Raw genomic sequence first — 13105 nt, forward strand, 5'->3', positions numbered from 1 at the left:
AGGTTTAGGAAGGTATGAAGAATGCACCCCACTGTCCGGGGTTCGGGCGCCTTCGTGCGGTGGGGGCGCCTGCCGGGTGGCAGGCGCCCTCCGTTCACGCCTTGCGCAGCTGGAAGCCCAGACTGGCGCCCTCGTCGGTGAACCGCTCCGACTCCCAGCCGGCCGGGCCCTCGGCGAAGTCGACCGCGAGCACCTCGTCGGCGACCAGGGCGGCGTGCTCGGTCAGCGCCGCCACCGTCTCGGCCTCGGCGGACTGCCAGCGCAGCACGATCCGGTCGGAGACGTCCAGGCCGGAGTTCTTCCGGGCCTCCTGGATCTGCCGGATCGCGTCGCGGGCGGTGCCCAGCCGCTTGAGCTCCGGGGAGATCGCCAGGTCGAGCGCGACGGTGGCGCCGGACTCGTTGGCCACCGCCCAGCCCTCGCGCGGCGTCTCGGTGATGATCACCTCGTCGGGGGAGAGGGCGACCGTCTCGCCGTCCAGCACCACCGAGGTCGAGCCGGTGGCCCGCAGCTCGGCGGCGAGCACGGCGGCGTCCGCGGCGGCGACCGCCTTGGCCACCTCCTGCACGCCCTTGCCGAACCGCTTGCCCAGCGCCCGGAAGTTGGCCTTCGCCGTGGTGTCCACCAGCGAGCCGCCCACCGCAGCGAGCGACTCCAGGGTGGAGACGTTGAGCTCCTCGGCGATCTGCGCGCGAAGGTCGGCCGGCAGCTCCTCCCAGCCCTGGGCCGCGATCAGCGCGCGGGAGAGCGGCTGACGGGTCTTCACCCCGGACTCGGCGCGGGTGGCCCGGCCGAGCTCGACCAGCCGGCGGACCAGCGCCATGTGCCGGGACAGCTCGGCGTCGATCAGCGACTCGTCCGCCTCCGGCCAGCTCGCCAGGTGCACCGAGGCCGGCGCCGCGGCGTCGACCGGGACCACCAGGTCCTGCCAGACCCGCTCGGTGATGAACGGGGTGAGCGGGGCCATCAGCCGGGTCACCGTCTCCAGCGCCTCGTGCAGGGTGGCGAGCGCGGCGGCGTCGCCCTGCCAGAAGCGGCGGCGGCCGCGGCGGACGTACCAGTTGGACAGGTCGTCGACGAAGCCGGAGAGCAGCTTGCCGGCCCGCTGGGTGTCGTACGACTCCAGCGCCGCGTCGACCTCCTTGACCAGGGTGTTCAGCTCGGAGAGCACCCAGCGGTCCAGCTGCGGGCGGTCCGCCGGGGCAGGGTCGGCCGCGCTCGGCGCCCAGCCGGCGGTGCGCGCGTACAGCGCCTGGAAGGCGACGGTGTTCCAGTAGGTGAGCAGCGTCTTGCGGACCACCTCCTGGATCGTGCCGTGGCCCACCCGGCGGGCCGCCCACGGCGAGCCGCCGGCCGCCATGAACCAGCGCACCGCGTCGGCGCCGTGCTGGTCCATCAGCGGGATCGGCTGCAGGATGTTGCCCAGGTGCTTGGACATCTTGCGGCCGTCCTCGGCGAGGATGTGGCCCAGGCAGACCACGTTCTCGTAGGAGGACTTGTCGAAGACCAGGGTGCCGACCGCCATCAGCGTGTAGAACCAGCCGCGGGTCTGGTCGATCGCCTCGGAGATGAACTGGGCCGGGTAGCGGCTCTCGAACAACTCCTTGTTCTGGTACGGGTAGCCGTACTGCGCGAACGGCATCGAGCCCGAGTCGTACCAGGCGTCGATCACCTCGGGCACCCGCACCGCGGTGCCGGAGCACTGGCGGCAGTCGAAGGTGACCGCGTCGATGAACGGGCGGTGCGGGTCGAGGTCGCTCTGGTCGGTGCCGGTCAGCTCGGACAGCTCGGCCAGCGAGCCGACGCAGGTCAGGTGGCCCTCGTCGCAGCGCCAGATCGGCAGCGGGGTGCCCCAGTAGCGGTTGCGGGAGAGCGCCCAGTCGATGTTGTTGTTCAGCCAGTCGCCGAAGCGGCCGTGCTTGACCGTCTCCGGGAACCAGTTGGTGGCCTCGTTCTCCCGGATCATCGCGTCCTTGACCGCGGTGGTCCGGATGTACCAGGACGGCTGCGCGTAGTAGAGCAGCGCGGTGTGGCAGCGCCAGCAGTGCGGGTAGCTGTGCTCGTACGGCAGGTGGCGGAAGAGCAGGTCGCGCGCCTTGAGGTCGGCGACCAGGGCCTCGTCGGCCTTCTTGAAGAAGACGCCGCCGACCAGCGGGACGTCGGCCGCGAAGGTGCCGTCCGCCTCGACCGGGTTGACCACCGGCAGGCCGTACTTGCGGCAGGTGGCGAGGTCGTCGGCGCCGAAGGCGGGCGCCTGGTGGACGATGCCGGTGCCGTCCTCGGTGGTCACGTAGTCGGCGTTGAGGACGAAGTGCGCGCCCTCGATCTCAACGAGGTCGAACGGCCGGCGGTAGGCCCAGTGCTCCATCTCGGCGCCGGTGAAGCGCTCGCCGGTGGGCTCCCAGCCCTCGCCGAGCGCCTTGGCCAGCAGGGCCTCGGCGACCACCAGGCGCTCGGTGCCGTCGGTGGCGACCACGTAGGTCACCTCCGGGTGCACCGCGGCGGCGGTGTTGGAGACCAGGGTCCACGGGGTGGTGGTCCACACCAGCAGCGCGGCCCGGTCCGCCAGCGGGCCGCTGGTCAGCGGGAACTTCACGAAGACCGAGGGGTCGACCACGGTCTCGTAGCCCTGGGCCAGCTCGTGGTCGGACAGGCCGGTGCCGCAGCGCGGGCACCAGGGGGCCACCCGGTGGTCCTGGACCAGCAGGCCCTTGTCGAAGATCTGCTTGAGCGACCACCAGACCGACTGGATGTAGGAGGGGTCCATGGTGCGGTAGGCCTGGTCGAGGTCGACCCAGTAGCCCATCCGCTCGGTGAGCTTGGTGAACTCGTCGGTGTGCCGGGTGACCGACTCGCGGCACTTCGCGTTGAACTCGGCGATCCCGTACTTCTCGATGTCCGGCTTGCCGGAGAAGCCCAGCTCCTTCTCCACCGCGAGCTCGACCGGCAGGCCGTGGCAGTCCCAGCCGGCCTTGCGGGCCACGTGGTAGCCCTTCATGGTCCGGTAGCGCGGGAAGACGTCCTTGAAGACGCGGGCCTCGATGTGGTGCGCGCCGGGCATGCCGTTGGCGGTCGGCGGGCCCTCGTAGAAGACCCACTCGGGACGGCCCGCGGACTGCTCCAGGCTGCGCTGGAAGACCTTCTGGTCGCGCCAGAAGCTCAGGATGCCGTGCTCCAGGGCGGGCAGGTCGACCTGGGCGGGGACGGGGTTGTACGTGCTCACTGTGCCTCCGGCGGATGCGTGAACGGGCATTCCGACGGAGGGACGAGACGGCGAGCCGTCCCGCGGTACCACCCTCCTTGACCGCCGCGACGTGCCGACGGCCCACTCCTTGGGCTTGCTACCGGGTCTAGTGGGTCCGACCAGCGGGGCTGGCGGACCGTTCTTCCGGCGGCTCCGGGGTGATCTTCCCGCCGTGCACGCCCCCGGGCTCGCACCGTCCCCGGGTCGCTGCTGGCTGCGTACGTCGGTACTCGTCCCATCTGCGCCTTGCCGGCCCAGTCTATAGGCCCGGGGCAACGGGATTTCGCCACCGCGCGCCCGGCGTGCCCGGGCGGCGCCGTCCGGTCGGTCGGCCGTCCGGTCAGGCAGCCGTCCGGTCGGGCAGCCGTCCGGTCGGGCAGCCGTCCGGTCGGGCAGCCGTCCGGTCGGGCAGCCGTCCGGTCGGGCAGCCGTCCGGTCGGGCAGCCGTCCGGTCGGGCAAGCGGTCGTGGTTAGGGACTGGTGGGCTGGGCACAACCTTGTCAATGCCCTGGAGCGGTACTTCACCGGACCGTGTCCCCCGGCTGGCCGGGTGGGAACGCCGAGTACATCGGTATGTCCCGTTGTGGCCGGATTCGTTCAGGATTATCGTTCCGGCACCAGCGGCCGACGGGAACCGTCGGCCTGAGTCATTCGTAGATGGGGTCGAGCCATGGCTGAGAAGGCATCGGGCATGGGCACCGCCACCAGGCGGGCCCGCAAAGCCGTGGCAGGCGACCAAGGGGAGGGTTCCGTGACCACGACACGGCGGAAGACCAGCACCACCACCGGACGCGGCGCGGCCACCAGCCATAACCACACTCCCGCCGGCACCGGCGCCCGGGCGGCCGCCCCGGCCGGCGCCGAGGCCGTGGACCCCGCCGACCTGCCGGTCCGCTCCGGCGAGGAGCCGTGGACCGCGGCCGAGGTCGCCGAGGTGCACGCCGAGCTCAACGCGGACCTGCTGCGGCTGCGCGAGGAGATCGACACGGCCGAGGCCGCGATCACCGGGCTGATGCGCGACTCGAACGACGGCGCCGGCGACGACCAGGTGGACGCCGGGACCAAGAACATCAACCGGGAGAGCGAACTCGCGCTCGCCAACAACGCCCGCGACATGCTCGACCAGACCGAGCGCGCGCTGGCCCGGCTGGAGGGCGTCGGCTTCGGCGTCTGCGAGTCCTGCGGCCAGGCGGTCGGCAAGGCCCGGCTGCAGGCCTTCCCGCGGGCCACCCTCTGCATCTCCTGCAAGGCCAAGCAGGAACGCCGCTGACCACGGGCGGTCGGGGCCCGTGCGACGGGCCCCGACCCGCGGGGCGCCCGGGGGCCGGGCGCCCCGGGGCCGGGCGGGGAGACACGGCGCGTGCCGTACCCTCGACCCCGTAACGTCGGCCCCCTTTTTCTTCTCGGCAGCGGAGCGGATCATCACTACGTCAGGTTCCCCCCAGACCCAGGACGAGCCCACCGGGCCGGTCGAGACCCCGGCCGCCGAGAGCCGGGCCACCGAGACCCCGGCCACCGAGGGCCCGGCCGGCGCGGAGCCGGCGGGTGCGAGCCCGCTCGCCCCGGCCGGAGGCGGCTCCGCCGAGCACCGCCGCCGCCGGCTCCTGGTGCTCTTCTCGGTGGCGGCGCTCGCCTACGTGATCGACCTGAGCAGCAAGCTGCTGGTGGTGGCCCGACTGGAGGGCCGCACGCCGATCAAGGTGATCGGCGACATCGTCACCTTCCAGGTGATCCGCAACCCCGGCGCCGCCTTCGGCATGGGCCAGACCATGACCGTGGTCTTCACCCTGATCGCCGCCGCGGTGATCGTGGTGATCTGGCGGATCTCCCGCCGGCTCTACAGCCTCCCCTGGGCGATCGCCCTCGGCCTGCTGCTCGGCGGGGCCCTCGGCAACCTGACGGACCGGCTGTTCCGGGCGCCCGGGGTGCTGCGCGGTCACGTGGTGGACTTCATCTCGGTGCAGCACTTCGCGGTCTTCAACCTGGCCGACTCGGCCATCGTCTGCGGCGGCATCCTGGTGGTGCTGCTCTCCTTCCGCGGCAGCAACCCGGACGGCTCGACCCACCGGACCACCGCCAAGGGCGAGTAGCACCGGGCCCGGGCGAGCCGGACCGGCGGCGGGCGAGCGAGAGCGGCCGGCGCTTGCGGCATACTCGTACGGGTGAGTACCGCAGCGCAGATCCGCACGCTTCCCGTACCGGACGGCCTCGAGGGCGAGCGTCTCGACGCCGCCCTCGCCCGCATGTTCGGCTTCTCGCGGACCAAGGCCGCCGAACTGGCCGCCGAGGGCAAGGTCCGGATCGACGGTGCCACCGCCGGCAAGTCGGACCGGGTGATGGCCGGCGCCTGGCTGGAGGTCGAGATCCCGGCCCCCGCCGCACCGGTCCAGGTGGTCGCCGAGCACGTCGAGGGCATGCGGATCGTCCACGACGACCAGGACATCGTGCTGGTCGACAAGCCGGTCGGGGTCGCCGCGCACCCGAGCCCCGGCTGGACCGGTCCGACCGTGATCGGCCACCTGGCCGCCGCCGGCTACCGGATCTCCACCTCCGGCGCCGCCGAGCGCCAGGGCATCGTGCACCGGCTGGACGTCGGCACCTCGGGCCTGATGGTGGTGGCCAAGTCGGAGCGCGCCTACACCGACCTCAAGCGCCAGTTCCACGACCGGGTGACCGAGAAGCGCTACCACACCCTGGTGCAGGGCCACCCCGACCCGATGAGCGGCACGGTGGACGCGCCGATCGGGCGGCACCCCAGCTCGGACTGGAAGTGGGCGGTGACCCGGGACGGCAAGCCGTCCATCACCCACTACGACCTGATCGAGGCCTACCGGGCCGCCTCGCTGCTGGCGATCAAGCTGGAGACCGGGCGCACCCACCAGATCCGGGTGCACATGTCCGCGCTGCGCCACCCCTGCGTGGGCGACCTGACCTACGGCGCCGACCCGACGCTGGCCAAGCGGCTCGGCCTGACCCGGCAGTGGCTGCACGCGGTCTCGCTGGGCTTCGAGCACCCGGCGGACGGCGAGTGGGTGCAGTTCGACAGCGAGTACCCGGCGGACCTGCGCAAGGCGCTGGACGTCATCTCGGCCGAGAGCTGAGCGCGGTGGCGGACGTGCAGATCCGGGTGGCCCGCACGGAGCAGGACGTGGCACTGGCCAAGCAGGTGCGCCACGACGTCTTCGTGGTCGAGCAGGAGATCCCGGCCGAGCTGGAGTACGACGAGCTGGACGCCACCTCGACCCACCTGCTGGCCCGGGACGCGGACGGCGTCCCGGTCGGCACCGCCCGGCTGATCAGCGGCCCCCAGGCGCTGGAGCTGACCGGGATCGAGGGGCGGGTGCTGCTCGGGCGCCTCGCCGTGCTCAAGGCCGCCCGCGGCACCGGCCTCGGTGCCGCCCTGGTGCGCGCGGTCGAGGCGGCCGGGCAGGAGCTGGGCGCCACCGAGTGCGAGCTGCACGCCCAGGTGCGGGCGATGGGCTTCTACGAGCGGCTCGGCTACACCGCCGAGGGCCCGGTCTACGACGACGCCGGGATCCCGCACCGCACCATGGTGAAGATCTTCTGAGGCTGCTGCGGCGGAATCCCCGCAGCGTGTCACAGCATTCCCGCAGCGTGTCACAGCTGCGCTGCAGTCCCGCACCGGAGCCCTGATCCCCCTGCTGGGCTGCAGGGTCGCCCCACTACGCTGGGGCGGCTCTGCACTGACCCGAACGGGGGACCACCCATGCGCTACCTGGTGCGCGACCGCATGTTCGCCTTCCACGAGGAGGCCTGGATCGAGACCGAGCACCGCGAGAAGGTGTGGAAGGTCAACAAGAAGCTGCTCCGGTTCCGGAGCACCTTCCACTTCGTGGACACCCAGGGCAACGCGGTCGGGTCGATCGTCAAGAAGTTCTGGACCATCCACCACACGATCCTGATCAAGCACGACGGCGAGGTCATCGGCAAGATCAGCAAGAAGTTCCTCAAGCTCTTCGGCGACCGGTTCAAGGTCAAGCTGAAGGACGGGCGGCACCTCAAGATCGCCGGCAACCTGTTCGACCGCGAGTTCGACATCCGGCACGAGGGCACCACGCTGGCCCACATATCCCGGCGCTGGTTCACCATCCGCGACGCGTACGCGGTCGACGTGATGAACCAGCCGGACGCCTACGTGCTGATCATCCTGGCGGTCTGCGTGGACCACATCCTGCAGGACATGAAGGGCGAGAAGTTCACCAACCTCTGAGCCGACCGGCGGGCGTGCCGGGGCGAGGGGCGGCTCAGTCGCCCGTCCGGATCCGCGGCAGCGCCTGCGGGTGCCGGTCGCGCAGGAAGCCGATCAGCTCCTCGCGCACCGCGCAGCGCAGCAGGAAGGCCTCGTCGGTACCGCGGGCGGTCATGGTGGCCCGGACCAGGATGGTGCTCGGGGTGCTGTCCACCACGTGCAGCGCCCACTCGGCACCGTCCCAGTAGGGCGAGCGGTCGAGCAGCTCGCGCAGGTGGGCGCGGAGCGCCGGCACCGGGGTGCTGTGGTCCAGGTGCAGCAGCACCACGGCGAGCAGGCCCGGGTGCTTGCGGGTCCAGTTCTCGAAGGGCTTGCTGACGAAGTAGGAGACCGGCACGATCAGCCGCCGGTAGTCCCAGAGCCGGACCACCAGGCAGGTCAGGGTGATCTCCTCCACCGTGCCCTGCTGGCCCTCGACCACCACGGTGTCGCCGATCCGGACGGTGTCGCCGAAGGCGATCTGCAGCCCGGCGAAGAGGTTGCCCAGGGTGCTCTGCGCGGCGATGCCCGCCACCACGCCGATCACGCCGGCGGAGGCGAGCAGCGAGGCGCCGACGGTGCGCATCGCGGCGAAGGTCAGCAGCATCACGGCGACGGTGACCGCGACGATCAGCGCGCTCGCCACTCGGCGCAGCACCCCGATCTGGGTGCGCACCCGCTGCAGCCGGACCGGGTCGGCGGCCACCGCCTCGTAGCGGCCGAGCCCCGCCTCCAGCAGCGCGGCGGTGACCCGCACGGAGAGCCAGCCGAGGCAGCCGATCAGCACCAGCAGCAGCGCGTGCTGCAGACCGGGTTCGGGCAGGTGGGCCAGCGGGTGGGCGGCCAGCAGCAGCCCGGCGGCGACGGTCAGCTGCAGCGGGATCCGGCAGCGCCGCAGCAGTGGCCAGAGCCGGTTCGCGGGCTGCCGGGCGGCCAGGCGTTGCAGGCTGCGGTCCACCGCCCAGCCGACCACCAGGGTGATCGCGAGCGCGGCGAGCAGCGTGAGCAGGGGCCACAGCACGCCCTCACGATACGCGGACGAATGGGGCGAGTCGGGTCAGTCCGGTCATTCGCCACGCCCACGGCCGGCTCAAGCAGGTGCTTAGCTGATCTTCAGACCGTTCGCATAGGATCACCAGCCATGGACTCCTCCGGCCGCCCCCGGCGCCGGCTGCGACTGCCGCGGCCCCGGCTGACCCTCCGTCAGCTGCTGGCCGGTGCCCTGGCGCTGCTGCTCCTGGTCGGCCTCGGCACGGTGACCGCGATCGCCACCGCCCCGGCCGCGGTGCACGAGCAGGACCAGTTCCTCGCGATGCCCGAGTCGCCGGGCAGCAGCGCGCAGGTCTCGATCGACACCTCCTTCTTCACCACCGGCAGCAGCCCCCGCCCGGCGGTGTTGCTCGCGCACGGCTTCGGCGGCAGCAAGGCCGACGAGGTGGGCGAGGCCCGCACCCTGGCCCGGGCCGGCTTCGCCGTGATGACCTGGTCGGCCCGCGGCTTCGGGCACTCCACCGGGCAGATCGGGCTGAACGCCCAGGACGGCGAGGTGCAGGACGTCAAGCACCTGGTGGACTGGCTGACCGCCCGCCCCGAGGTGCTCAAGGACCGGCCCGGCGACCCGGTGGTCGGGATCACCGGCGCCTCCTACGGCGGCGCGATCTCGCTGCTGGCCGCCGCCGCGGACCCGCGGATCAAGGCGGCCGCCCCGCTGATCACCTGGTGGGACCTGCCGCAGGCGCTCTTCCCGCAGGACGTCGAGGGCGGCACCCCCGCCGACGGGGTCTTCAAGAAGCTCTGGGCCGGGATCTTCTTCACCGACGGCTCGGCCGGCGACCTGACCGCCTCCACCACCGGCAGGCCGGCCCCCTCGGAGAACACCACCGGGCCGGTCGGCTGCGGCCGCTTCACCCCCGAGCTGTGCGCCATGTACAACCGGGTGGCGGCCACTGGGCGGCCCGACGCGCAGGCCGTCGCGCTGCTGGAGAAGTCCAGCCCCGCCGCCTACGCCGCGCAGCTCAAGGTGCCCACCCTGGTGGTGCAGGGCCAGCAGGACTCGCTCTTCCCGCTCGACCAGGGCGATGCGATGGCCCGGGCGATCGCGGCCAACGGCGCCCCGGTCTCGGTGGACTGGTTCGACGGCGGCCACGACGGCGGCACCGAGACCAGCGACCGGGTCACCTCCCGGGTGGTCGACTGGTTCGACCACTACCTCAAGCACCAGGACAACAGCACCGGCCCGGCCTTCCGGATCACCCGGACCGGCGGCGTGGACGCCACCGGCTTCCAGGTCGTGCTGAACGGCGCCGACGGCAGCAGCTACCCGGGCCTGCACGGCACCGCCCAGCGCACCCTGCCGCTCACCGGCGGCCCGCAGACCGTGGCCAACCCGCCCGGCGGCGCCCCGCCGGCGATCTCCACCGTGCCCGGCCTCGGCGCCCTCGCCCAGGCCTCCCAGCTCGGCCTCGGCCTCTCGGTGGACTTCCCCGGGCAGTACGCGAGCTTCGACTCGGCGCCGCTGTCCGGCGGACTCCAGCTCACCGGCAGCTCGACCGTGAAGATCACGGTGCACGCCGACCAGCCGGAGGCGGTGCTCTTCGGCAAGCTCTACGACGTCAGTCCGGACGGCAAGCAGACGCTGCCCGAGCAGCTCGCCGCACCGCTGCGGATCACCGGCGCCGACGCACCCGACGGGCAGACGGTGACGGTGAACCTGCCGGCCGTCGACCACGAGGTGCCGGCCGGGCACCGGCTGCGCCTGGTGCTGGCCAGCACCGACCTGGCCTACGCCTCGCCGACCCCGGCCGCCACCTACCAGATCGCCCTGGCGAGCCCGCTCACCGTGCCCACCGACAGTGCGCTGACCACCGAGGCCACCGCGCTGCCGACCCGCACCTGGGTGCTGCCGCTGCTGGCCCTCGCGATCGCCGCCGGGCTGCTGCTGACCGCCCGCCGGCGGCGCGCGGTGCCGCCGCCGGACCCGGCGCTGGCCGGGGTGCCGCTGCAGATCAGCGGGCTGAGCAAGCGGTACAAGGGCGCGACCGACCGGTACGCGGTGCGCGACCTGGGCTTCACCGTGCAGGCCGGCCAGGTGCTCGGCCTGCTCGGCCCGAACGGCGCCGGCAAGACCACCACGCTGCGGATGCTGATGGGCCTGATCCGCCCGGACGCCGGTGAGATCAGGATCTTCGGGCACGCGGTGCGGCCCGGCGCCCCGGTGCTCTCCCGGGTCGGCGCCTTCGTCGAGGGCTCCGGCTTCCTGCCGCACCTGAGCGGCCGGGCCAACCTGGAGCTCTACTGGCGGGCCACCGGCCGCCCGGCCGGCGACGCCCACCTGGACGAGGCGCTGGAGATCGCCGACCTCGGCGAGGCGCTGGAGCGGGCCGTGCGCACCTACTCGCAGGGCATGCGGCAGCGCCTGGCGATCGCCCAGGCCATGCTCGGCCTGCCCGACCTGCTGATCCTCGACGAGCCGACCAACGGTCTGGACCCGCCGCAGATCCGCGAGATGCGCGAGGTGATGATCCGCTACGCCGCCGCCGGCCGGACCGTGATCGTCTCCAGCCACCTGCTCTCCGAGGTCGAGCAGAGCTGCACCCACCTGGTGGTGATGGACCGCGGCCGACTGGTCAGCGCGGGCGAGGTCGGCGAGATCGTCGGTGCCGGCGAGCTGCTGCTGGTCGGCACCCCGGCCTCGTACGGGACCGAGGAGCTGGCCGCGGCGGCCGAGAAGGCCGCCGCGCTGGCCGGGGTCGAGTCGGTCGAGGTGGCCGGGCACGGCCTGCTGGTCCGGCTCGACGGGCTGAGCGCCCACGAGCTGGTCGCCGAGCTGGTCCGGCTCGACGTCCCGGTGGAGCGGGCCGGCCCGCACCGCCGCCTGGAGGACGCGTTCCTGTCGATGATCGGAGGCTCCGCGTGAGCAGCACGGGCCCCGCCCTGGCCGACCGCGCGCCCGGCTACCGCCCGCAGCACACCCTGCCGCTGCGGGTGGAGGCGCTGCGCCAGCTGCGCCGTCGCCGCACCCTGGTGATCGCGGCGGTGCTGGTGGCGCTGCCGTTCATCGTGCTGGCGGCGTTCCAGATCGGCGGCGCCCCCAGCCGCCCGGACCAGACCACCTTCGTCACCCTGGCCACCGCCTCCGGCCCCAACTTCGCGGCCACCCTGCTCTTCATGGGCACCGGCTTCGTGCTGGTCATCCCGGTCGCGCTGTTCTGCGGCGACACGGTGGCCGCGGAGGCCGGCTGGTCCTCGCTGCGCTACCTGCTGGCGGCGCCGGTGCCGCGGGCCCGGCTGCTGGCCCGCAAGCTGGCCGTCGGGCTGCTCTTCTCGGCCGCCTCGATCGTGCTGCTGCCGTTGGTCGGGCTCGGCGTGGGCACCGCCGCCTACGGCTGGGGCGACCTCAGGCTGCCCACCGGCGGCAGCCTGCCGGCCGCCGACGTGCTGCCGCGCCTGGCCATCGCGGTCGGCTTCGTGATCCTCGCCGAGCTGGTGGTGGGCGCGCTCGCCTTCTACCTCTCCACCGCCACCGACGCGCCGCTCGGCGCGGTCGGCGGCGCCGTCTTCCTGGCCATCATCACCGGCGTGCTGGACGCGATCACCGCGCTCGGCGGCCTGCGCGAGTGGCTGCCCGCGCACTGGCAGTACGCCTGGGCGGACGCGCTGCAGCCGCAGCTGGAGTGGAGCGGGATGGCGCAGGGGGTCTCGCTCTCGCTCTCCTACGCGGTGATCCTGCTGGCGCTCGCCTTCCGGGGCTTCGCGCGCAAGGACATCGTCTCCTGACGCAGTCCGGGCGGGCGGGGCGGCGCGGGTGGGCAGGGTGGCGCGGGTGGGCCGGCGGGTCGGTGGGTCGGCGGCCTGAGAGCATGGGGCGGTAGTCGATCACGCCGACCCCGGAGACCCCATGGCCCAGATCCTGCTCCTGCACTCCGCCTACGGGCTGCGCCCCGCGGTGCACGCCGCCGCCGACCGGCTGCGCGAGGCCGGGCACACCGTGCACACGCCCGACCTGTTCGAGGGCAAGACCTTCGACGACATCGAGGCGGGGATGTCCTGGCGGGAGTCGATCGGCAACGACGAGCTGCTGCGGCGCGCGGTCGGCGCGGCGGCGCCGCTGCTGACCGGCGGGGCCCGGCTGGTCTATGCCGGCTTCTCGCTCGGCGGCGCGTTGGCGCAGAACCTGGCGCTGGCCGACGAGCAGGCGCTGGGCCTGCTGCTCCTGCACGGCACCTCGGACCTCCGCGAGGACGCGAGTACCGAGATCCCGGTCCAGCTGCACATGGCCGAGCCGGACCCGTTCGAGTCCGACGACTGGGTGAACACCTGGTACCTGCTGATGTGCCGGGCCGGAGCCGACGTCGAGGTGCACCGCTACCGGGGCGCCGGGCACCTGTTCACCGACCCCGAGCTGCCGGACTACGACGAAGCGGCGAGCGAGACCGCGTGGGCGGCCTCGCTCGCCTTCCTGGCGGAGCTGGACGAGTCGGTGGCCTGACCGTCGGTCAGGGCGCCGTGCCCCGTCGGTCAGGGAGCCGGCGGGGTGTCCTGCGGCCGCGGCGGGTAGCCGTACGCGGGCGGCTGGGCCGGCGGTGCGGGGGGCGCCGGCGGCGCGGCCGGGG

At 73.1% G+C, this 13105-nt stretch carries 10 protein-coding genes; 8 read left to right on the forward strand and 2 right to left on the reverse strand.

What is annotated here, in order from left to right:
• Positions 1 to 94 precede the first annotated feature (94 nt).
• Entirely contained in the window at positions 95 to 3253 is a 3159-nt protein-coding gene (gene ileS / locus ACQRUO_RS26825; protein WP_428318639.1) for an isoleucine--tRNA ligase, read from the reverse strand.
• 742 nt (positions 3254 to 3995) lie between these two features.
• On the opposite strand from ileS, the gene ACQRUO_RS26830 reads away from it, so the two are divergent.
• The 5 genes from ACQRUO_RS26830 to ACQRUO_RS26850 all read left to right on the forward strand — a co-directional run bounded on the left by ACQRUO_RS26830 (position 3996) and on the right by ACQRUO_RS26850 (position 7475).
• Positions 3996 to 4514, forward strand: a complete 519-nt coding sequence (locus tag ACQRUO_RS26830; RefSeq protein WP_428318640.1) for a TraR/DksA family transcriptional regulator — start codon at positions 3996 to 3998, stop codon at positions 4512 to 4514.
• 148 nt (positions 4515 to 4662) lie between these two features.
• Positions 4663 to 5334 (forward strand): signal peptidase II, encoded by a 672-nt coding sequence (gene lspA / locus ACQRUO_RS26835; RefSeq protein ID WP_428318649.1) that lies wholly within the window; start codon positions 4663 to 4665, stop codon positions 5332 to 5334.
• Positions 5335 to 5406: 72 nt separating this feature from the next.
• Entirely contained in the window at positions 5407 to 6345 is a 939-nt protein-coding gene (locus ACQRUO_RS26840) for an RluA family pseudouridine synthase (protein WP_428318641.1), read from the forward strand.
• Positions 6346 to 6350: 5 nt separating this feature from the next.
• The gene (locus tag ACQRUO_RS26845; protein WP_428318642.1) at positions 6351 to 6812 is read left to right on the forward strand and encodes a GNAT family N-acetyltransferase; all 462 of its coding nucleotides are present in this window, start codon (positions 6351 to 6353) and stop codon (positions 6810 to 6812) included.
• A gap of 159 nt (positions 6813 to 6971) precedes the next feature.
• Positions 6972 to 7475 carry an LURP-one-related/scramblase family protein gene (locus ACQRUO_RS26850; RefSeq protein ID WP_428318643.1) on the forward strand — a complete coding sequence of 168 codons (504 nt, stop codon included), beginning with the start codon at positions 6972 to 6974 and terminating at the stop codon, positions 7473 to 7475.
• 34 nt (positions 7476 to 7509) lie between these two features.
• Here the strand turns inward: ACQRUO_RS26850 and ACQRUO_RS26855 are convergent, their stop codons facing one another.
• On the reverse strand, positions 7510 to 8514 hold the full coding sequence (locus ACQRUO_RS26855) for a mechanosensitive ion channel family protein (protein WP_428318644.1): 1005 nt from the start codon (positions 8512 to 8514) through the stop codon (positions 7510 to 7512).
• A gap of 120 nt (positions 8515 to 8634) precedes the next feature.
• Between ACQRUO_RS26855 and ACQRUO_RS26860 the strand changes: the two genes are divergently transcribed.
• The 3 genes from ACQRUO_RS26860 (at position 8635) to ACQRUO_RS26870 (ending at position 12981) form a co-directional block, all read left to right on the forward strand.
• Positions 8635 to 11409, forward strand: coding sequence for an alpha/beta fold hydrolase (locus tag ACQRUO_RS26860; protein ID WP_428318645.1), 2775 nt, complete (start codon positions 8635 to 8637; stop codon positions 11407 to 11409).
• A complete protein-coding gene (locus tag ACQRUO_RS26865) occupies positions 11406 to 12269 on the forward strand; it encodes an ABC transporter permease (protein WP_428318646.1) in 864 nt (287 codons plus the stop codon). The genes ACQRUO_RS26860 and ACQRUO_RS26865 overlap by 4 nt, the downstream gene beginning before the upstream one ends.
• A 121-nt stretch (positions 12270 to 12390) precedes the next feature.
• Positions 12391 to 12981, forward strand: a complete 591-nt coding sequence (locus ACQRUO_RS26870; protein WP_428318647.1) for a dienelactone hydrolase family protein — start codon at positions 12391 to 12393, stop codon at positions 12979 to 12981.
• Positions 12982 to 13105: the final 124 nt, after the last annotated feature.

Source organism: Kitasatospora sp. LaBMicrA B282 (assembly GCF_050325825.1).
Taxonomy (GTDB): Bacteria; Actinomycetota; Actinomycetes; order Streptomycetales; family Streptomycetaceae; genus Kitasatospora.